The 20,667-nt window shown below is 70.6% G+C and carries 18 protein-coding genes; 8 read left to right on the forward strand and 10 right to left on the reverse strand.

From position 1 onward, the window contains the following. Positions 1–10: 10 nt before the first annotated feature. Together ABZX79_RS28255 and ABZX79_RS28260 are read left to right on the forward strand one after the other, a co-directional pair. Positions 11–1,522, forward strand: coding sequence for a M1 family metallopeptidase (locus ABZX79_RS28255; protein ID WP_355263550.1), 1,512 nt, complete (start codon positions 11–13; stop codon positions 1,520–1,522). A gap of 158 nt (positions 1,523–1,680) precedes the next feature. After that, positions 1,681–2,712 (forward strand): LacI family DNA-binding transcriptional regulator, encoded by a 1,032-nt coding sequence (locus ABZX79_RS28260; protein WP_355263552.1) that lies wholly within the window; start codon positions 1,681–1,683, stop codon positions 2,710–2,712. A 45-nt stretch (positions 2,713–2,757) separates the two neighbouring features. Here the strand turns inward: ABZX79_RS28260 and ABZX79_RS28265 are convergent, their stop codons facing one another. The 3 genes from ABZX79_RS28265 to ABZX79_RS28275 form a co-directional block, all read right to left on the reverse strand. Beyond that, positions 2,758–5,535 carry a glycosyl hydrolase gene (locus tag ABZX79_RS28265; protein WP_355263555.1) on the reverse strand — a complete coding sequence of 926 codons (2,778 nt, stop codon included), beginning with the start codon at positions 5,533–5,535 and terminating at the stop codon, positions 2,758–2,760. Positions 5,536–5,736: 201 nt separating this feature from the next. Further along, positions 5,737–6,609 (reverse strand): oxygenase MpaB family protein, encoded by an 873-nt coding sequence (locus tag ABZX79_RS28270; RefSeq protein ID WP_355263558.1) that lies wholly within the window; start codon positions 6,607–6,609, stop codon positions 5,737–5,739. 18 nt (positions 6,610–6,627) lie between these two features. Continuing rightward, positions 6,628–6,960, reverse strand: coding sequence for a hypothetical protein (locus tag ABZX79_RS28275; protein WP_355263561.1), 333 nt, complete (start codon positions 6,958–6,960; stop codon positions 6,628–6,630). Between the two features lie 76 nt (positions 6,961–7,036). Here ABZX79_RS28275 and sph point away from each other — a divergent pair, with 76 nt between their 5' ends. The 3 genes from sph to ABZX79_RS28290 all read left to right on the forward strand — a co-directional run bounded on the left by sph (position 7,037) and on the right by ABZX79_RS28290 (position 10,408). Continuing rightward, positions 7,037–8,056: a sphingomyelin phosphodiesterase gene (gene sph, locus ABZX79_RS28280; RefSeq protein WP_355263564.1), complete on the forward strand. Its 1,020-nt coding sequence runs from the start codon at positions 7,037–7,039 to the stop codon at positions 8,054–8,056. 9 nt (positions 8,057–8,065) lie between these two features. Further along, positions 8,066–9,334 (forward strand): NAD(P)-binding protein, encoded by a 1,269-nt coding sequence (locus ABZX79_RS28285; RefSeq protein WP_355263567.1) that lies wholly within the window; start codon positions 8,066–8,068, stop codon positions 9,332–9,334. A 90-nt stretch (positions 9,335–9,424) separates the two neighbouring features. Beyond that, the gene (locus tag ABZX79_RS28290; RefSeq protein ID WP_355263570.1) at positions 9,425–10,408 is read left to right on the forward strand and encodes a cation diffusion facilitator family transporter; all 984 of its coding nucleotides are present in this window, start codon (positions 9,425–9,427) and stop codon (positions 10,406–10,408) included. A gap of 103 nt (positions 10,409–10,511) precedes the next feature. On the opposite strand, the gene ABZX79_RS28295 is transcribed toward ABZX79_RS28290, so the two are convergent. After that, positions 10,512–10,988 carry an Appr-1-p processing protein gene (locus ABZX79_RS28295; RefSeq protein ID WP_355263573.1) on the reverse strand — a complete coding sequence of 159 codons (477 nt, stop codon included), beginning with the start codon at positions 10,986–10,988 and terminating at the stop codon, positions 10,512–10,514. Between the two features lie 114 nt (positions 10,989–11,102). Here ABZX79_RS28295 and ABZX79_RS28300 point away from each other — a divergent pair, with 114 nt between their 5' ends. After that, positions 11,103–11,831 carry a MerR family transcriptional regulator gene (locus ABZX79_RS28300; RefSeq protein WP_355263576.1) on the forward strand — a complete coding sequence of 243 codons (729 nt, stop codon included), beginning with the start codon at positions 11,103–11,105 and terminating at the stop codon, positions 11,829–11,831. A gap of 192 nt (positions 11,832–12,023) precedes the next feature. On the opposite strand, the gene ABZX79_RS28305 is transcribed toward ABZX79_RS28300, so the two are convergent. From ABZX79_RS28305 to ABZX79_RS28320, 4 genes are read right to left on the reverse strand one after another with little or no spacing between them, the layout of a single operon-like run. Next, entirely contained in the window at positions 12,024–14,198 is a 2,175-nt protein-coding gene (locus ABZX79_RS28305) for a 3-hydroxyacyl-CoA dehydrogenase NAD-binding domain-containing protein (protein WP_355263579.1), read from the reverse strand. A 36-nt stretch (positions 14,199–14,234) separates the two neighbouring features. Further along, positions 14,235–15,449 (reverse strand): acetyl-CoA C-acetyltransferase, encoded by a 1,215-nt coding sequence (locus ABZX79_RS28310; protein WP_215134615.1) that lies wholly within the window; start codon positions 15,447–15,449, stop codon positions 14,235–14,237. A gap of 59 nt (positions 15,450–15,508) precedes the next feature. After that, positions 15,509–16,651, reverse strand: a complete 1,143-nt coding sequence (locus tag ABZX79_RS28315) for an acyl-CoA dehydrogenase family protein (protein ID WP_355263583.1) — start codon at positions 16,649–16,651, stop codon at positions 15,509–15,511. A gap of 28 nt (positions 16,652–16,679) precedes the next feature. Continuing rightward, complete coding sequence (locus ABZX79_RS28320) at positions 16,680–17,840, reverse strand: CaiB/BaiF CoA-transferase family protein (RefSeq protein ID WP_355263586.1); 1,161 nt, start codon at positions 17,838–17,840, stop codon at positions 16,680–16,682. Between the two features lie 132 nt (positions 17,841–17,972). Here ABZX79_RS28320 and ABZX79_RS28325 point away from each other — a divergent pair, with 132 nt between their 5' ends. After that, positions 17,973–19,160 carry a saccharopine dehydrogenase NADP-binding domain-containing protein gene (locus ABZX79_RS28325; protein WP_355263589.1) on the forward strand — a complete coding sequence of 396 codons (1,188 nt, stop codon included), beginning with the start codon at positions 17,973–17,975 and terminating at the stop codon, positions 19,158–19,160. 16 nt (positions 19,161–19,176) lie between these two features. Here ABZX79_RS28325 and ABZX79_RS28330 read toward each other — a convergent pair whose 3' ends face one another. Next, positions 19,177–19,383: a hypothetical protein gene (locus tag ABZX79_RS28330; RefSeq protein ID WP_355263592.1), complete on the reverse strand. Its 207-nt coding sequence runs from the start codon at positions 19,381–19,383 to the stop codon at positions 19,177–19,179. Between the two features lie 51 nt (positions 19,384–19,434). After that, positions 19,435–20,136, reverse strand: coding sequence for an endonuclease V (locus tag ABZX79_RS28335; RefSeq protein WP_355263595.1), 702 nt, complete (start codon positions 20,134–20,136; stop codon positions 19,435–19,437). A 33-nt stretch (positions 20,137–20,169) separates the two neighbouring features. Here ABZX79_RS28335 and ABZX79_RS28340 point away from each other — a divergent pair, with 33 nt between their 5' ends. Beyond that, complete coding sequence (locus ABZX79_RS28340) at positions 20,170–20,469, forward strand: YciI family protein (RefSeq protein WP_355263598.1); 300 nt, start codon at positions 20,170–20,172, stop codon at positions 20,467–20,469. The last annotated feature ends 198 nt before the right edge of the window (positions 20,470–20,667 follow it).

The raw sequence follows: 20,667 nt of genomic DNA on the forward strand, positions 1-20,667 counted from the left end.
TGGAGTATCCGTGCACCGCAGACTTATCGTCCCGGGCGCGCTGGCGGCCTCGCTCTTGCTGGCGATCCCGGCATCGGCAGCCAATTTTGGTCCGGGCGCGCCGGGCGTCGGCGACAGCTACTACCCGGCCAGTGGCAACGGCGGATATGACGTAGCGCATTACGACCTCCGCCTCAAGTACCAGCCCACGACCGACCTGCTGGAGGGCACGGCGACGATCCTCGCCACCACCACGCAGAACCTCTCTCGCTTCAACCTCGACTTCGGTCTGGGTGTGAGTGAGGTGCGGGTCAATGGGAAGAAGGCGAAGTTCGTCAAGGACGGCGATCAGGAGTTGGTCGTCACTCCGGCCGCACCGCTGGAGAAGGGCCGGGCCGTCTCGGTCGTCGTGCGGTACGCCGGAAAGCCCTCCGAGCTGAAGATCGGCGGCTACACCGCCTGGCACCGCACCCCGGACGGCGGCGTCGCCGCCCAGGAACCGGACTCGGCCGTCTGGTGGTTCCCTAGCAACGACCACCCGCTGGACAAGGCGACGTACGACATCTCCGTCCTGGTGCCGGACGGCACGCAGGCCATCAGCAACGGCGTACTCCAGTCGCAGAACTCGAAGCTGGGGTGGACCCGCTACAACTGGCGCTCGAACAAGCCGCAGGCCAGCTACCTGGCCACGCTCGCGGTCGGGAAGTTCGACATCACGACGGACAAGACGGCGGACGGGCTGCCCGTCCTCAACGCCTACAGCAAGGACCTCGGCGACAACGCCGGCGCCGCGCGCGCCAGCATCGAGCGGACCACCGAGGTAGCCGAGTACCTGACCGAGGTTTTCGGCCCGTACCCCTTCAACGCGCTCGGCGGTTACGTCCCGAACGTGACGAGTGGTTATGCGCTGGAGACGCAGACCCGGCCGTTCTACAGTCCGCGGCAGTTCGCCAACGGCGCGAACGTCTCGGTCGTCGTCCACGAGCTGGCCCACCAGTGGTACGGCGACAGCGTCGCCGTCAAGGGCTGGAAGGACATCTGGATCAACGAAGGCTTCGCCCGCTACAGCCAGTGGCTGTGGTCCGAGAAGGAGGGGGAGGGCACGACGCAGGAGCTCGCGGACTATGTGTACGAGACGCGCGCGGCCGACGACCCCTTCTGGACGGTCAAGCCGGGTGACCCGGGGCCGGACAACCAGTTCCACATCGCCGTGTACGACCGGGGCGCGCTGGCCGTGCAGGCGCTGCGCAACGAGGTCGGCGACGAGGACTTCTTCAAGATCCTGAAGGGGTGGCCGGCCAAGTTCGCCCACGGCAACGCGAGTGTGAGCGACTTCGTGAAGTACGCCGAGAGTGTCTCGGGCAAGCCGCTCGCCGCGCTCTTCGACACCTGGCTGTACGAGCCGTCGAAGCCGGGTGCTCCGTCGGCTGCCGAGAGCCGGATCGCCCGCTCGGGGGCCGATGAAGGCGCGAAGCCCGCGCAGCCCAAGTCGTGGAAGAAGATCGCCGCGACGAACACCATCCACGAGCACGACCACCACTGACCGGTCGTACGCCGCGCCGCCGTCCCCTGGTGAGGGGGCGGCGGCGTTGGTCGCGTCAGTGGGCTGAAAGCGCTCTCACGTTGCCTTGGCTGCGGATATTCTCCCTCTCAGCAGCCCTCTCCCCCGCTGCCGCCCCGAGCCGCCGAGGAGCGCCCGTCTTGCCCGAGCAGTCCGCCGGTTCCCGCCCCACTCTCGAAGCCGTCGCCGCCCGCGCCGGAGTCTCCCGGGCCACGGCCTCCCGTGTCGTCAACGGCGGTGCGGGCGTGCGGCAGCCCCTGGCCGACAAGGTGCGCGAGGCGGTCGAGGAGTTGGGGTACGTCCCGAATCACGCGGCCAGGTCCCTCGTCACGCGCCAGAGCGGCGCGGTCGCCGTGGTCATAGCCGAGCCGGAGTTCAGGATCTTCTCGGACCCCTTCTTCGAGCAGCAGGTGCGCGGCATCAGCAGGGAACTGACGGCGAACGACTCCCAGTTGGTGCTGTTGTGGGTGGAGGGGCCGGGTGACTACGACCGGATCGCCCGGTACCTCGGCGGCGGCCACGTCGACGGCGCGCTCGCCTTCTCGCTGCACAACGACGACGGGCTGCCCGCCCTCATCCGCGGCACCAAGGTCCCGACCGTCTTCGGCGGCCGGCCCGGCGCCGGGGCGGCAGCGGTGCCGTACGTCGACTGCGACAACCGGGGCGGCGCCCGGGCGGCGGTACGCCATCTCGTCGGCCTGGGCCGGGAGCGTATCGCCCACATCGCGGGACCGCGCGACCAGACCTCAGCCATGGACCGCGCCGACGGCTACCGCGACGTACTGTTCGACGCCGATCCCGCGCTGACCGCGCAGGGTGACTTCACCGTGGACAGCGGTGCGCGCGCCATGGCGGAACTGCTCGCGCGCCGGCCGGACCTGGATGCCGTCTTCGCCGCCAACGACCTCATGGCGGCGGGCGCGCTGCGGGTCCTGCGGGAGAGGGGGCGGCGGGTGCCGGAGGACGTCGCGTTCGTCGGCTTCGACGACGTGGTGAGCGTTGCCGCGTCGGCGGATCCTCCACTGACCACGGTCCGTCAGGACATCGAGGGAATGGGCCGGCTGATGGTCCGGCTGCTGATGAGGGTTTTGAGTAGCGAGGAGGCTGGCGCGGGGGACGCGCCGGCCTCGGTGATCATGCCTACCGAGCTGGTGCGGCGGGCCTCGGCCTGATCGGCCGGGACCCGCCGCGGGTGGGGGGCGTTAAGTACGTACCGGTCACTGGTAGGGAATCACCAGGACTGAATCACCCGTTCCGGTGCGGAGTTGGGCGGTGCCGTTGCCGATGGCGCTCCACACTTCGAGGCGTACGGTGCCGCCCTTGAGGTCGCCGGGCGTGCCGGTCGCCGACTTGAGACCGCGAGCCTGGGTGTACTGCTCCCAGCCCGCCACCGGGTCGGTCGCGAAGTACTGGTAGGTCTCCGTCCGGTCGTACGTGCCGTCGCCCGTCAGGTCGTAGCTGACCCGGGCCTGCTGGCCGAGGCCGACCGTCGTGCCCGCGTCGAGCTGAAGGCGGAAGGTGGTCGGCGTACCGGACTTGAGCGTGCCGTTGACCCCCTTGACCGTGTACGTCAGCGGCTGGTGGGGTGTGCCGTCGTGGTTGGCGCCGCCCGCCGAGGCGATGGTGTCGGTGGTGGCGGTGGTTCCTGTGGTGGTCGTGAGAGCGCCGCCTGTGCGCAGTTGGAAGGTGTCCCCGGTGGGGGGTTCGGGGTCCGGGTCGGGGTCGGTGCCGCCCGTGCCGGTGCCCGTGGCGGTCGAGCGGGCGGGGACGGTGAGCTTGCCGCCGTCGGAGAAGGTGACCGTGCGGGTGGTGGAGGTGTGGTTGTGGGCGGCGTACGTCCGTACCGTCCCCTTGGTGAAGACGGCCGACGTCGGGATGTCACCGCTCACCGTCGTGTCGGGGGCGCCGAGCGTGTCGAGGGTGCTGATCCAGTGGTAGGTGTGCGCCTTGGACTCGCCCTGCTCGGGGGTGTAAGCGGCGCTTCCGGCGTCCCATTTGGCCTTGGCGGCGGCCGGGTCGGCCAGTGACTGGAACTCCCAGAGGATGTCGCGCCATTCGACGGCGGGTCCGCCGTTCTCGCGTTCCATCTCGGCGAGGTTGCGGCGGATGGCGGCCTTCTCGCCGCCCAGGTGCAGTGAACCGCCGGTGACGGGGAGGACGTTGATGCCGTGGATCTCCTCGGGGTTGGCGGTCCACCAGGTGGCGTACGCCCCGCCGCTCCCCCACACCATGCCGACCGTGTCGTGGCCGAAGGAGGACGGGAAGACCTGCTCGTCGGCGTCGAACCAGTACTGGGCGATGGCTTCCGACTCGGTGGTCAGGAGGTACGTGCCGAAGTCGCGCAGGGCCGTGTCGCCGGTCGCCGCGCCCCACAGGACGAGACCGGCGCTGAGGTTGGTGGATTCCGAGGACGACTCCTGGTTGTTGCCCGCCGCGAAGCCCTGGTGGCCGGAGGCCCAGCTGTGGCCCGCGTACACGTCGAAGCCGCGCAGGAAGGGGAAGGCGGTGTCGGTGCGGCTGGGGTTGGCGGCGTCGCGGATCAGGGTCTTCACCATGCCGCCCCACGCCGAGTCGGCGGCCCAGGACGGGTCGTACTGGGCGACGATCGCGGCCGCGTAGATGTAGTAGCTGTAGTGGAAGTGGTGGTCGTTGAGCTCGGTGTCGCTGCCGTACGACGCCGGATAGCCGGTCAGCGTCTTCCAGGTCTTGTCGTACGAGAATTCGTTGGCTCCGCCCGCCGTGAACCAGTCCTGGAGGCGACCCTTCATGAGGCCGAGGAGCTTGTCGCGGACGGCGGTCTCACCGATTTGGTCGGCGACGGGTACGAGCTGGGCGAGGCGGCCCAGCGCCTTGCCGGTCCAGTAGGTGTCGGTGGCGCCGGAGAAGGGGTCGGCAGCGTTCGCGGCCTCGGTGAGGTAGCCCCTGAGCCGGGCTTTGTCGACACCGCTCGACTGCGGCAGGGCGGGCAGCACGCCGGAAGCGCGCTGGCTGGTGGTGAAGGAGGTGCCCTCGCGGACCTTCATCGTGCCGCGCGGCGAGAGGTACGTGTACGGGGTGAGCGGGTCGGCGGTGTGCAGCCACTGGTGGCGGTAGAGGGCCTGGAGCGTGCCGGGTTCACTGCCCTCTTTCGCCTCGGTGGTGAGGGTGTACGTCGCCTTCACCGTGCCGCCGGTGGAGGTCCAGCTCGCCCTGGAGCCGGTCACGAAGCTGTACGCGTACTTCTTGTACGTCGCGAGGGCGTCGGTGGAGGGCAGCACGGCGAGCGAGAAGTAGTCCTTGGCGCCGAGGCCGGCGGTGATGGTCGATCCGGCGATGTTCCAGTCGCTGCCGGTGGGTGCGAAGAGGGCGTAGTGGTGGCCGGCGACGGTGATGCCGAGGACGTTGCCCTGGTCGGCGAAGACGGTGGGCGCTGCGGCCGTGGTGATCTGGGCGCCGGCGCCCGAGCCCTTGGCGTACACGAAGGGCAGGCCGTGACCGATGGTGGTGCGCAGCGTGCGGGCGCCGTCGGACCAGTACGGGGTGACGGTCCAGTCGGACCAGTCGTCGGCCTTCGTGTCGGGTGAGTTGAGGCCGGTCAGGCCGAGCGTGAGGTCGCGCTTGTGGGCGTACTCGTACTGCCTGCCGTCGCCTACAACGGCGGGAGTGGTGGGGTAGCCGACTTCGAGGCCTGCGGCGGTGGCCTGGTAGGTGAGCGGGTGCCCGTACATGGGAGTGGAGTGCGGGTTGTCGCCGTACCGCTGGAAGGCGAGGGAGGACCACCAGTCGTTGGTGGGGAGCGGCTTGTCCTTCGCGGCGGGGGTCAGCTTGGGGGTGACGGGTGTGCCGGTGTTGGTGGTGGGTCCCGATGTTCCGGCGGGGCGTACGTCGGAGTAACTGCCCGACCCGACGGGGATGGTGGCGGCGGTCGCGGGAGAGGCGGCGGAGCCGAGGCCGAGGGCGGCCAGGGCGGAGACGAGGACCAGTGCGGACGCGGTTCTGAACGGAGGAGCTGGCATGGACGGCACCTCGGAGTCGTGGGGGAAGGGCGTCCGAGAGCGCTCTCAGATATCAGGGAACGTAAAACTCCTGTAAGGGAAGTGTCAATACATGTGACACGGACGGCAGTTGGAGGCACGGCTGAGCGCGGTGCGTTCAATTGTTGACGGGGTGGGGGGCGCGGGAGCATGCTGCGACTAGATTTCCGAGAGCGCTCTCAATCAGATTCGGGAGGCTGCCTGGTTGTTCCGGTGCCGCGCCCTGGCCTCGCGCGCCAGGGGCAGATAGCGCAGCCGCTCGGGCAGCAGCGGAACCAGGGTGCGTACGACGCGGCTGAACCTGCGCAGTCTGCGTTCCTGTACGTCGCTCCACTCCAGCCCCAGCGCCTCCCGCGCGTCCGGCGGCATGTAGCCGACGGTCACGAACGCCCTGAAGCGGGCCAGCGACGGCAGCAGAACAGACCACAGGGCGCGCAGGACGAGACGTACCGGCAGCGGGCCCCGGTCGGGGGCGGGAACCGGGCTGTCGGTGGCGATCAGCTCCCGCACCACCACGGTCGGTTCCAGCTCCTCGGCCAGCATCTTGCGGAAGTACGGCCAGAACTCCTCGACGGTCTGCGGCATGTCCCGGTCGTTGATGCCGAGGATCCGGCCGACCTGGAGCCACTCGGCGTACAACTGCCGCTCCTGTGCCTCGGTCAGCGGCCGGAAGAGATAGCGCAGCGCGTGCTGGTAGCAGGGGAAGCCGGTGGCGTGGACCCAGGAATAGTGGGCCGGGTCGAGCGCGTGGTAGGGGCGGCCGTGCGCGTCGGTGCCCTGGATGCTCTTGTGGAGCTGCCGAAGCCTGCGGCCCTCCTCGGCTCCCGCCTCTCCCCCGTACACCCACAGCTGCACGGAGCGCAGCGACCGCTCGCCGCGCCCCCACGGGTCCGTACGGAAGACGGAGTGCTGGTCGACGCCCGCGCCGACGGCCGGACGGGCGACCTGGAGGGTGAGCGCGGCGGGCAGCATGAGCAGCGCGCGCACGTCACCGGCGACCGACCACAGGACACCGCCGGGGGGCGGCGGTACGGGGTCCTGCCCACTGATCTTCATGCCTCCAGTATGCGAGAGCTACGGCCGGTGGTCGGCGGCCGGCGCCGGGGCGGGCTCGCCGAGGACACGGCCGGCCAGTTCCCGCGCCAGCCCGTCGACGTACGGGCGGACTACGGCCTCGGCGGCGGCCCGCTCGGCGGCGATGACCACCGCCCCCTCGGCGAGAATCTGCTCGCGCACGCGCATGCCGTCCGCCCGGGCGGCGGCGATCAGGGCTATGCCTTCCTCGTGCGCCTGCTGCCGGGTCCTGGCGGCGACGTGCCGGGCATCGGCCAGTGCGGACTCGTACAGGGCGCGGACATCGGCGAGTTGGGGAGATCGTGTGCCTTCTGCAAGGCATTCGCCGCCCAATGTCTACCGGAAGGTAACTAGGGCTGATTTGATGTGCCGCGCCGAGCCTTACCCCCCACTTGAAACAGGAGCCCCAGTGCCGCACTCCATGCTCCGCCGTACCCCTGGCGCCGCCCTGGCCACCGTACTGGCGGCCGCCACACTTGGCGCGACCGCCCCGGCCGTCTCGGCGGCCCCGGTGACCGCGGCGGCCGCCTCCGCCGCCGCCTCCGCCGAGGTGCCGTCGCTGAAGGTGCTCTCGTACAACACCTTCCTCTTCAGCAAAAACCTTTACCCCAACTGGGGCCAGGACCACCGCGCGAAGGCCATACCGGCGGCCTCCTTCTTCCAGGGCAACGACGTGGTCGTCGTCCAGGAAGCCTTCGACAACGGCGCCTCCGACGCGCTGAAGAGCAACGCCGCGGCCCAGTACCCGCACCAGACACCGGTGATGGGCCGCAGCAAGACCGGCTGGGACGCGACCGGCGGCTCGTACTCCTCCACGACGCCCGAGGACGGCGGGGTCGCGGTCCTCAGCAAGTGGCCGGTCGTCCGCAAGGAGCAGTACGTCTACAAGGACGCGTGCGGCGCCGACTGGTACTCCAACAAGGGCTTCGTGTACGCCGTGCTCGACGTGAACGACACCTTGGTCCATGTCGTCGGCACACACGCCCAGTCCACCGACCCGGGCTGCGCCGCGGGCGAGGCCGCCCAGATGCGCAGCCGGCAGTTCAAGGCGATCGACACCTTCCTCGACGGCAAGAACATCCCCGCCTCCGAGCAGGTCATCGTCGCGGGCGACTTCAACGTGGACTCGCACAGCCCCGAGTACGCCACGATGCTCGCCGACGGCGGCCTGACCGGCGACGACGCGCGCACCGGCCACCCGTACTCGTTCGACACCGCCGACAACTCGATCGCCTCGGAGCGATACCCGGACGACCCGCGCGAGGACCTCGACTACGTCCTGCACCGCGCCGGGCACGTCAAACCGGCCGGCTGGACGAACGAGGTGATCAAGGAGCAGAGCGCGCCCTGGACCGTCTCCAGCTGGGGCAAGCAGTACACGTACACGAATCTGAGTGACCACTACCCGGTGGTGGCCGGCGGCCGCTGACCCGTATGGGTGCGGGCTGATGTCACATTCCGCACCGGCCCGTCCGTCCTGGTGGAGCAGGAGACCGGAACGGACGGGCTGGAGGAAGACGACATGACCGGGGATGTGACCGTGGTCGGCGGCGGAGTGGCGGGGCTGGTTTCCGCCATCGCCTGCGCGGAGGCGGGCGTACGCGTGGACCTGTACGAGGCGCACGGATCGCTCGGAGGGCGCGGGAGAGCCACGCCCGCGCCGTACGTCGCGCACGAGGGCCCGCACGTCTTCTACAGCGATCTGCCGCACTGGAAGTGGCTCACCGACCGCGGGCTGACCGGCCCGCTCGGGCTGCCGGCCCTGCGGCAGGCCAAGGCCGGTTTCGTACGCGACGGGAGGCTGCGGCCGCTGCCGCCCGCCGGGCTGGCCCGGATGGTGCTGCCGGGCCGCCCGCGCACCGCGCCCGTCGACGAGACCTTCCACGACTGGGCGGCCCGGCGGTACGGGGAGAGGACCGCGCGGGCGGCGGCCAATGCGATCGGCGTGGTGACGTACGACGCCGACACGGGGCGGCTGTCGGCCGCGTTCGTGTGGGAGCTGTTCCGGCGGGTGTACGCGCCGGCTGTGCCGACGGTGCGGTGGGTCGTGGGCGGCTGGCAGGGCGTGATCGACCGCATGGAGGCGCGGGCCGGGGATCTGGGCGTACGCATCCATACCGGGACACGGCTGAGCGAGCTGCCGGGCGGTCGGCCGGTGATCGTGGCGACGGAACTGTCCTCGGCGCGCGGGCTGCTGGGCGACGATTCCCTGCGCTGGGAGAGCGGGCACTGCGTGCTGCGGGATCTGGCGGTGCGCAGTGACCGGCGGGACCGCTTGCTCGCGGTCGACCTCGACTCGGGCGGCTTCCACGAGGCGTACTCGATGCAGGATCCGACGATCGCACCGCGCGGGGAGTCCCTGTTCCAGCTGGACATGCCGGTACGGGCGGGCGAGAGCGCCGGCGAGGCGCGGGAACGGCTCGACGCGCTGGCCGATCTGACGGTGCCGGGGTGGCGGGAGCGGACGACCTGGCAGCGTACGGCGACGGCGAAGGGCCGGACCGGGGCGCTGGATCTGCCGGGGTCGACCTGGCGCGACCGGCCCGCGATCGACCGGGGCGACGGGGTGTTCCTGGCGGGGGACATGGTGGCCGCGCCCGGCATGCGCGGGGAGATCGCGATCTTCAGCGGCATCCGGGCGGCGGAAGGGGCGGTGCGGGCGGTGCGTCGCTCGGCCAAGGCGGCGGCGCGGGGGCGGGTGGGGTAGCGGGTCGGGTAATCGCGAGTGGTTCGCACCTGGTCACGGGCTGTTTTTCGACAGTGGCTGCACGGGAGTTGGTGTGCCACCGTGGTGAGCATGACGGGTCACGGACACGGTCACGGACACCATCACCATGGCCATCAGGACCGGATCGACTCCGCGCTCGAAGGGTCGGCGGCCGGGCTGCGGACACTCTGGTTCTCCTTCGCGGTCCTCGCGGCGACCACCGCCGCCCAGGCCGTCGTCGCCGCGCTGTCCGGTTCGGTCGCACTGCTCGGCGACACCGTCCACAACGCCACCGACGCCCTGACCGCGCTGCCCCTCGCCGTCGCCTTCCTGCTGGGGCGGCGCGCGGCGACCCGCCGCTACACCTACGGCTTTGGGCGGGCCGAGGACCTGGCGGGCGTGTTCGTGGTGCTGGTGATCGCCGCCTCGGCGGTGTTCGCCGGGTACGAGGCGGTGCGGCGCCTTCTCGATCCGCAGGAGGTCAGCCACCTCCCGGCGGTCGCCGCGGCCGGCCTGATCGGCTTCGCGGGCAATGAGTGGGTGGCGCGGGCCCGCATCCGTACCGGCAGGAAGATCGGCTCCGCCGCGCTGGTCGCCGACGGCCTGCACGCCCGCACCGACGGATTCACCTCCCTCGCCGTGCTGGCGGGCGCGGGCGGCTCCGCGCTGGGCTGGCGTTACGCCGACCCCCTGATCGGACTGCTGATCACGGCCGCGATCGTGCTGGTGCTGCGTGGCGCGGCCCGGGAGATCTGGCAGCGGCTGATGGACGCGGTGGATCCGGCGCTGGTGGACGAGGCCGAGCACGCGCTGTCCCATGTCGATGGCGTACGGGCGGTGGGCGCGGTCCGCATGCGGTGGCTGGGCCACAGTCTGCGCGCCGAGACGTCGGTGGTGGTCGACCCCGGCCTGACGGTCGTCCAGGCGCACGCGGTGGCGGTCGCGGCGGAGCACGCGCTGCTGCACGCGGTGGGCCGACTGGCCGGCGCCACGGTCCACGTGGACCACGCCCCGCAGCCGGCAGCCCCGGACCCACACGCACCACTGGCCCACCATTTCGGCCGGGGGGCCTAGGGGGCGCCCCAGCACCATCCAGCCCCTCCGGCGTTAGAGGAGCGGGGTCCGGGGCGGAGCCCCAGGTCGCCCCGCTCCTACGCCCGCGCCCTACGCCGGCTGCTCAGTCGTGGTCGTAGACCGTGACCGCGATGCCCCGCGTCACCAGCCGCTCCCCTATCAGCGGTTCGATCCGCGACCACTTTCCGCCCGCGAGCCCGCAGCCGATGCGCGGCATGTGGACCGAGGCGCCCAGCTCCGCCGCCTTGGCCGCCACCGCTTCGAGTGCCGCGTCGATCGCGTCGTACCGGACCGGCACGCCCTGGCTGCCGGTCCGTATGCCGTGCTGGCCCACCATGTTGGCCACCCAGACGTACGGCCCGGCCTGCACGAACTGCACGGCGCCCAGGCCGAAGTCATTGCCCGCCCGCTCCCGGTGCCAGCGGCGATACGCGGCCTCGGGCTCGCGCCACCGGCGGGATACCGCCAGCACGAAGCCCTTGCCCCAGCCGCCCAGGTCGTTGCAGACATGCGCGATGATCTTGACGCCCTTGCCCTGCGGCGCGGTGGCGTCCCCCTGTACGTAACTGATCCCCGACATGGCACCACCGTACGGGCGACCACTGACAGTCCGGACGGACCGCTTTCACAACAGTGGTGAGACAGCAATACTGTTGCACTGTATTGGCGCAGTACCGGGAAGCGAGGCGCAGTCATGACGACGGACACCGAGGGGCCGACGCTCACGGTAGACGAGCTGGCCGCGCGGGCCGGGGTCACGGTGCGTACGGTCCGTTTCTACAGCACCCGCGGGCTGCTCCCGCCGCCCGTGATCGGTCCGCGCCGCGTCGGCCACTACGGGCCGGCCCACCTGTCCCGGCTGGCGCTCATCGAGGAGCTCCAGCACCACGGCATGACGCTCGCCGCGATCGAGCGTTACCTGGAGCAGCTGCCGCCCGACCTGAACGCGCACGATCTGGCGATCCACCGTGCGGTGGTGGCGTCGTGGGCGCCGGACTCGGCGGAGGACGCGACCCGGGCGGAGCTCGATCGGCGGGCGGGCCGTCCTCTGTCGGACGAGGACATCGACCGGCTCGCCGCGATGAACGTCCTGGAGCGGGCCGAGGCCCCCGACACCTTTCGCGTCGACCCGGGGCTGCTGGGTCTCGGCGTACAGCTGCTCGGTGTGCCCATAGCGCACGAGACGATCCTTGCCGCCCGGACGATTCTGCTCGAACACGCCCGGTCGGTGGCGCACGCGCTCACGAACCTTTTCAAGGACGAGGTGTGGAGTCCCTACCGCGAGCGGGAGTCGGATCCTGAACATGTGAAGGCGATGAAGTCGCTGTCGGCGCATATGCAGCCGATGGTGGTGCAGGCGCTGGTGACGGCGTTTCAGCGGTCGCTGAGGGAGGAGTTGCGGGCGGCGTTCACGGCGGAGTGAGGGGGGTGCGGGAAGCGGGGCGCGGCTTTCTCCCCGCCCCGCCCCTTCCCGAACCGGGGCTCCGCCCCAGACCCCGCTCCTCAAACGCCGGAGGGGCTGAAAGTTGCCCAGGGGGCAATATCAAGCCCCTCTGAGCAGCGGCCACCCGCCCCGCACCGGGGCCCCAAAACGGAACCCCGGCCCGGCAGGGCGTCACGCGTCGCTGAAGCTCTCCCCCCGCTCCGCCTTCTCCACCAGCAGCGCCGGCGGCGTGAAGCGTTCGCCGTACGTCGCCGCCAGCTCGCGCGCCCGTGCCACGAAGCCGGGCAGGCCGCCCTCGTACCCGTTGATGTACTGGATCGCGCCGCCCGTCCAGGCCGGGAAGCCGATGCCCATGATCGAGCCGATGTTGGCGTCCGCGACCGACGTCAGCACGCCCTCCTCGAAGCAGCGGACAGTGTCCAGCGCCTCCGAGAACAGCATCCGCTCCTTCATGTCGGCGAAGGGAATCTCCGCGCCCGGCTTCGCGAAGTGCTCCCGCAGCCCCGGCCACAGGCGCGTGCGCTTGCCGTCCTCGCCGTACTCGTAGAAGCCCGCCCCGCCGCTGCGGCCCGTACGCCCGAACTCGTCGACCATCCGGTCGATGACCGCGTCCGACGGGTGCCCCGGCCACGTGCCGCCCGCTGCCTCGATCGCCCGCTTCGTCTCGTTGCGGATCTTGCGCGGGAGGGTAAGGGTCAGTTCGTCCATCAGGGACAGGACCTTCGCCGGGTAGCCGGCCTGGGCCGCCGCCTGCTCGATCGACGCGGGTTCGATGCCCTCGCCGACCATCGCGACGCCCTCGTTGATGAACTGGCCGATGACGCGGGACGTGAAGAAGCCGCGAGAGTCGTTCACGACGATCGGCGTCTTCTTGATCTGGCGTACGAGGTCGAAGGCGCGGGCCAGCGCCTCGTCGCCCGTCCGCTCCCCCTTGATGATCTCGACGAGCGGCATCTTGTCGACCGGCGAGAAGAAGTGCAGGCCGATGAAGTCGACGGGGCGGGAAACCCCTTCCGCCAGACCGGTGATGGGCAGCGTGGAGGTGTTGGAGCAGAGCAGCGCGTCCGGCTCGACGACGTCCTGGATCTCCTGGAACACCTTGTGCTTCAGCGAGGTGTCCTCGAACACCGCCTCGATCACGGCGTCGCAGCCCGCGAGGTCTGCCGCGTCGGCGGTCGGCGTGATGAGGGCGAGCAGCGCGTCCCGCTTGGCCTCGGTCGTACGGCCGCGCGAAAGCGCCTTCGCGAGGAGCTTCTCGGAATACGCCTTGCCCTTGGCGGCGGCCTCGGGCGTCACGTCCTTCAGTACGACCTCGATGCCGGCGCGCGCGCAGGAGTACGCGATGCCCGCACCCATCATCCCGGCGCCGAGGACGGCGACCTTGCGGACGGGGCGCGGCTCGATGCCCTTGGGGCGGCTGGCGCCGGAGTTGACGGCCTGGAGGTCGAAGAAGAACGCCTGGATCATGTTCTTGGCGATCTGGCCCGTGACGAGCTCGGTGAAGTAGCGGGCCTCGATCGTCAGCGCGGTCTCGAAGTCGACCTGCGCGCCCTCGACGGCCGCCGCGAGGATGTTGCGCGGGGCGGGGTAGGGGGCGCCCGCCGTCTGCTTCTTGAGGTTGGCGGGGAAGGCGGGGAGGTTCGCGGCGAAGCGCGGGTTGGCCGGGGTGCCGCCGGGGATCTTGTAGCCCTTTACGTCCCAGGGCTGCTGGGACTCCGGGTTGGCGTCGATGAAGGCGCGCGCCTTGGCGAGCATCTCGTCGCGGGTGGCGGCCACTTCGTGGATCAGGCCGTTCTCCAGGGCCCGCTGCGGGTTGTACTGCGTGCCCTGGAGCAGGACCTTCAGCAGCGCGTCCGCGATGCCCATGAGGCGTACGGTACGGGTGACGCCACCGCCCGCCGGGAGCAGACCGAGCGTGACCTCGGGCAGGCCGATCTTGGAGCCGGGCGCGTCGAGCGCGACGCGGTGATGGCAGGCGAGAGCGATCTCGTAACCGCCGCCGAGGGCGGCGCCGTTGATCGCTGCGACGACCGGCTTGCCCAGCGTCTCGATGCGGCGCAGGGAGTTCTTGATGGCCGTACCGGTGTCGAAGGCCTGCTGGGCCTGCTCCGGACCGACCTTGATCATGTCCTTGAGGTCGCCACCCGCGAAGAAGGTCTTCTTGGCGGAGGTGAAGATGATGCCGCGGATCGAGTCCTTCTCGGCCTCCGCGCGGTCGGCGATCGCCGCGATCGAGGACTTGAAGGCCTGGTTCATGGTGTTGGCCGACTGGTTGGGGTCGTCGAGGACGAGGGTGACGACACCGGTCTCGTCCTGTTCCCAGCGGATGGTGGTGGACTCGCTCATGCTGTGGGTTCTCCGTAAGGGGTGGGGACGGGACGGTCAGACACGCTCGACGACGGTGGCGATACCCATGCCGCCGCCGACGCACAGCGTGGCGAGGCCGTACCGCTTGTCCTGGCGCTCCAGCTCGTCGACGAGGGTGCCGAGGATCATCGCGCCGGTGGCGCCCAGCGGGTGGCCCATGGCGATGGCGCCGCCATTGACGTTGATCTTGTCGAGGGAGAGCCCCATGTCCTTGGCGAAGCGCAGGACGACGCCCGCGAACGCCTCGTTGATCTCGACGAGGTCGATGTCGTCGATGGTCAGGCCTGCCTTGGCCAGCGCCTTGCGGGTGGCCGGCGCGGGGCCCGTCAGCATGATGGTGGGCTCGGAGCCCGAGACGGCCGCCGAGACGATACGGGCGCGGGGCGTGAGGCCGTAGCGCTCGCCGACCTCCTTGGTGCCGATCGCGACGAGGGCCGCGCCGTCGACGATGCCGGACGAGTTGCCCGCGTGGTGGACGTGGTCGATCTTCTCGACCCAGTGGTACTTCTGGAGCGCCACCGCGTCGAAGCCGCCCATGTCACCGATCGCGGCGAACGAGGGCTTCAGCGCGGCCAGCGAATCGGCCGTCGTACCGGGGCGCATGTGCTCGTCGTGGTCGAGGACGACCAGGCCGTTGCGGTCCCGGACGGGGACGACGGAGCGCTCGAAGCGGCTGTCCTTCCAGGCCGCGGCGGCCCGCTCCTGCGACATCGCGGCGTATTCGTCGACGTCACGCCGCGAATAGCCCTCGATGGTCGCGATGAGGTCGGCGCCGATGCCCTGCGGGACGAAGCCGTTCTCGAAGTTGGTCATCGGGTCGGCGAACCAGGCGCCGCCGTCCGAGCCCATCGGGACGCGCGACATCGACTCGACGCCGCCCGCGAGGACCAGGTCCTCCCAGCCCGAACGTACCTTCATGGCGGCCAGGTTGACGGCCTCCAGGCCCGAGGCGCAGAAGCGGTTCTCCTGTACGCCGGCGACCGTGTCCGGCAGTCCGGCGGCGATCGCGGCGGTACGGGCGATGTCCGAGCCCTGGTCGCCGACGGGGCCGACGACGCCGAGCACGATGTCGTCGATGGCTGCCGGGTCCAGGCCGGGGAAGCGCCGGGTCACTTCGTGGATGAGGCCGACGACGAGGTCGATCGGCTTGGTGCCGTGCAGGGCACCATTGGCCTTGCCGCGGCCGCGCGGGGTGCGGATCGCGTCGTACACAAACGCTTCGGTACTCAAGACAGCAGCCTTTCGAGGGTTACGTGACATGACGTGGCGTGACGTGACAACAGGGAGAGTCAGGCGAGGAGCGAACGGCCGATGATTTCCTTCATGATCTCGGTCGTACCACCGTAAATCGTCTGGATACGGCCGTCAGTGAAGGCCTTCGCGACGCGGTATTCAGTCATGTAGCCGTATCCTCCGTGCAGTTGCAGGCAGCGGTCCGCCACCCGCTTCTGGAGTTCGGTGGCCCACCACTTGGCCATCGACGCGTGGACCGCGTCGAGCTCCCCGTTCGAGTGGTCGACGATGCAGCGGTCGAGGAACGTGCGGGTGACGGCGCATTCGGTGGCCATCTCCGCGATCTCGAAGCGGATGTGCTGGAGCTTGGACAGCGGCCGTCCGAACGCCTCGCGCTCCTTGACGTACGTCGTGGTGATCTCCAGGAGGTACTCGGCGGCGGCGATCCCGGCGACCGCGATGCCCATGCGCTCCTGCGCCAGGTTGGTCATCAGGTGGATGAAGGCGCCGTCGAGCTCGCCGAGCAGGTTCTCCTTCGGGACGCGTACGTCGTTGAAGAAGAGCTCGGCGGTGTCCTGGGACTTCTGGCCGATCTTGTCGAGATTGCGCCCGCGCTCGAAGCCTTCGGCGCCGCGCTCCACGACGAGCAGGGACAGGCCCTTGGCGCCGCCCTCGGGCGAGGTCTTGGCGACGACGATCACCAGGTCGGCGAGGATGCCGTTGGAGATGAAGGTCTTCGAGCCGTTGAGCAGCCAGTGGTCGCCGCGGTCCTCGGCCGTCGTACGGATGCCCTGGAGGTCGGAGCCCGCGCCCGGCTCGGTCATCGCGATGGCGGTGATCGTCTCGCCGGAGCAGAAGCCGGGCAGCCACCGCCGCTTCTGCTCGTCGGTGCCGAGGCCGGTGAGGTACGGGCCGATGATGTCGTTGTGCAGGCCGAGCGCGAGCCCGGCGGCGCCCGCGCGGGTGAACTCCTCGGCCAGGACGGCGCTGTAGCGGAAGTCGGCGTTCCCGCCGCCCCCGTACTCCTCCGGTACGGCGAGACCGAGCAGCCCCTGCTTGCCGGCCGCCAGCCACGCCTCGCGGCTGACGATGCCGTCCTTCTCCCATTGTTCGTAGTACGGCGTCACTTCCTTCGCCAGGAAGGTGCGCACCGTCTCCCGGAATGCCTCGTGCTCCGCGGTGAAGATCTGACGCTTCAACTCTGTCTCCTGCCTCTACAGCCAGCCCTTATGGGGCGCCGTCCTTCTCGCTGTCCTTCTCGCTGTCCTTCTCGATGCTTGGTACGTCCCAGTCGCGGGCCACTTCGGCCGTGTCCGCGCCGGGCCGGGCAGGCCCGCTGCGCACGACCCCTGGTGTGGCCGAGAAGCGCGGCGCCGGCGCGGGCTGCGTGATGCCGCTGTGGGTGATGAAGGTGGAACGGGAGGCCAGGTGAGGGTGGGAGGGGGCCTCGCGCAGGGAGAGCACGGGGGCGACGCAGGCGTCGGAGCCCTCGAAGACGGCGGTCCACTCGTCGCGCGTCCTGGTCCTGAAGCGGGCGGCGATCACGTCGCGCAGCTCGCCCCAGCGGGCCATGTCGCGGCGGGCGTCCGCCTCGGCCTCGTCGAGTCCGAGGAGGCGGGTGAACTCGGCGTAGAACTGCGGCTCCAGCGCGCCCACCGCCATGTACTGGCCGTCCGATGTCTCGTAATTGCCGTAGAAGGGACATCCGCCGTCGAGAAGGTTGGACGCGCGCCGGTCCCGCCACCCACCGGCCGCGACCATCCCGTGGATCATCGTGGCGAGATGGGCCGCGCCGTCCACGATGGCGGCGTCGACGACCTGGCCGGCGCCGCCTTCCGTACGGGCGTGCTGGAGCGCCGCGAGGACGCCGATGACGAGGTAGAGCGAGCCGCCCGCGTAGTCGCCGACGAGGTTCGCGGGGACGGTGGGCGGCTCGTCCGGCTTGCCGAACATGCCGAGTGTGCCGGTGAGGGCGATGTACGCGATGTCGTGGCCGGCGCGTTGCGCGAGCGGGCCTTCCTGGCCCCAGCCCGTCATCCGCCCGTACACCAGCTGCGGATTTCGGGCCAGGCAGGCGTCCGGGCCGACGCCGAGGCGCTCGGCGACGCCGGGGCGGTAGCCCTCGATGAGTACGTCGGCGCGCTCGACGAGGTCGAGGACCTGGGCCGGTCCGGTGGCGGACTTGAGGTCGACGATCACCGAGCGTTTGTTGCGGTTGGTGAGGTCGTACGCCGGGTCGATGCCCAGGCCCGCGCCGCCCGGGCGGTCCACCCGGACCACGTCTGCGCCGAGGTCGGCGAGGAGCATGGCGGCGAAGGGGCCGGGGCCGATTCCCGCCAGTTCCACCACGCGCACTCCGCAGAGCGGGCCGTTGCCTGTCGCTGCCATCAAGCCCCCAGCACTTTGACACAACTGATGTAACATCAACGATGCTAAGAACGTGTTCCACTTCGCACAAGCCCCTGGGGCGAGCAAGCGCTTAGTTCTTTTTATCGGAGAACACCGCTACTCTCTGCCCCCATGAACGAGACGGTTCGGCGCGCGTACGACATCGTGCTCTTCGGAGCGACGGGCTTCGTCGGGGAACTGACCGCGGAGTACCTCGCCGCGCACGCACCCGCCGACTGCCGCTGGGCGATTGCCGGGCGTAGCCGCACAAAACTGGAGAAGCTGCGCGAGCGGCTCATCGCGGTCAATCCGGCCTGCGCGACCCTCCCCGTCCTGCACGCCGACGCGTCCGACCCGGCATCGCTGCGCGAACTCGCCGCGAGCACGCGGGTGGTGGCGACGACCGTCGGCCCGTACGTCTGGTACGGCGAAGCACTCGTCGCCGCCTGCGCCGACGTGGGCACGGACTACGCGGACCTCACGGGCGAGCCGGAGTTCGTCGACCGGATGTACCTGGAGCACGACGCACGGGCGCGGGAGACGGGGGCGCGGATCGTGCACGCGTGCGGCTTCGACTCGGTCCCGCACGACCTCGGCGTGTACTTCACGGTCAAGCAGCTGCCCGAGGACGTCCCGCTGCGCGTCGACGGGTTCGTACGCTCCAACGCGATGTTCTCGGGCGGCACCTTCGCCTCCGCGATGACCGCGTTCGGGCGCGGGCGGCAGATGCTGCGGGCCGCGAAGGAGCGGCGACTGTCCGAGCCGAGGCTGGTGGGGCGGCGGGCGCGGGCCCCGATCGGTGCGCCGCGGCGCAGCCGCGAGACGGGGACGTGGGCGCTGCCGCTGGCGACCATCGACCCGCAGGTGGTGGCCCGTTCGGCGGCCGCGCTCGACCGGTACGGGCCGGACTTCCGCTACCGGCACTACGCGGCGGTGAAGTGGCTGCCGGTCGCGGTAGGCGGGGTGGCGGCGGTGGGGAGCGCGTTCGCGCTGGCGCAGATCCCGGCGGCGCGCGCGTGGCTGATGAGCCGGTACGCGGCGGGCTCGGGGCCCGACGAGGAACGCAGGGGCCGGAGTTGGTTCACGGTGCGCTTCGTGGGCGAGGGCGGCGGGCGCCGGGTGTTCACCGAGGTGTCGGGGGGCGACCCCGGCTACGACGAGACGGCGAAGATGCTGGCCGAATCGGTGCTCTGCCTGGCCTTCGACGAGCTGCCTGCGACGTCCGGGCAAGTGACGACGGCGGTGGCGATGGGAGACGCGCTGCTGAAGCGGCTGATGGCGGCGGGAGTGGGGTTCCGGGTCGCGGCGGTGCGGGAGTGACGCGTGCGAGGTGCCTTCAGCTGCCGCTGATCCAGCCCGCGATGGTGTAGATCATCCCGCCGGTCCACGCGAGTGCGGCCAGGCCGCCGACCAGAATGCCCACGTTCGTACGGCGGCCGGCGCGGTGGACGGTTATGGATTCGACCGCCGGCCTGGGCGGCCTGGGGTGTGTGGGGTGGTCGAAGCGGTCAAGGTGCTCGTCGGGGCGCGTGTATGCAGTCATACGATGACCTTGTCCCATTGCGCCTGTTCAAACATCCGTACAGATACTCAGTTACGTGGTTGTTCCGAAATCCGCACCAAGCGCATCGCGCAGGGCACGGCGGCACAGGGCGTCCGCCGCGCGCGTCGACTCCGGGAGCCGGAAGCCGGGCGCGAGGCGCAGGGTGTGCGCGCAGGCGTTGTCCAGGCTCACGCGGTGGCCGACGGAGACGAAGACCGGCTTCACGCCCTCCTGGGTGCGCAGCGCGCGGCCCACTTCTTCGCCCGCCTCGTCGAGGAGGGGCGACGCGGCGCCGCGGCGGGGGCCCGGCTGCTCGTAGGTGAACGTGAAGGGGTTCTTGGCCACGCCGATGGTCGCGAGGCCCGTCACGACGCCGAGGTGGCTGGCCAGGCCGAAGCGGCGCGGGTGCGCCTGTCCGTATCCGTCGCAGACCACGAGCCCCGGGTCCGCCGTCAGGGATTCAAGGGCGGCGAGCACCGTCGGAAGCTCGCGAAACGCGAGCAGGCCGGGAACGTACGGGAAGGCGACGCGGCCGACCGCCGTAGCCTCCTCCACCACGGTCAGCGTCGCGGCGTCGAGGACGACGGCCGCCGCGGCGACGATGTCACGCTCGTCGTCGTACGCCACGTCGACGCCCGTGACGAGGCCGGTGCCGGGGGGCGGTCCGGGCTCGTCGAGTACGACCCGGGTGCGGAGTTCGTCCTGGATCGCCCGGGCTTCGGCTTCGTCGGCGGGGGCACGGAGGCTCTTCATAGTGGTCAGAGCGTACGCGGTAGCCTGGCGATCATGTTCGTACTGGAGTTGACCTACACCGCACCCGTCGAGCGCGTCGACGAGCTGATGGAACCCCATGTGGCGTGGCTGGACGCGCAGTACGAGGCGGGGGTTTTCATCGCCTCGGGGCGAAAGCAGCCGCGTGACGGCGGGGTGATTCTGGCCGTCGCGGACGACCGGGCGCGGATCGAGGAGATCGCGGCGGCGGACCCGTTTACGGTGGCGGGGGTTTGCGCGTACCGGATCACGGAATTCGTGGCGACGAAAACGGCGCCCGCACTGGCCCCGTACCGGCAGCAGCCGCCGGCGTAGGGCCGGCCGGCCCTGCGGGGCTTTCCCCTACCCGCCCCTTTCCGCAACTGAGGCTCCGCCCCAGACCCCTCGCCTCAAACGCCGGAGGGGCTGGCCGGGACACACCCACCCCCCCCCCCCCCCAGCAGTCCGCGGTGCCGGGAGGGGACGTGCCGGGGCGCTCCCCGCAGGGCGTTGAACGCAACCACCCCGAAGAAG

It is taken from the genome of Streptomyces sp. NPDC002994 (assembly GCF_040611155.1).
In the GTDB taxonomy this organism is placed as follows: domain Bacteria; phylum Actinomycetota; class Actinomycetes; order Streptomycetales; family Streptomycetaceae; genus Streptomyces.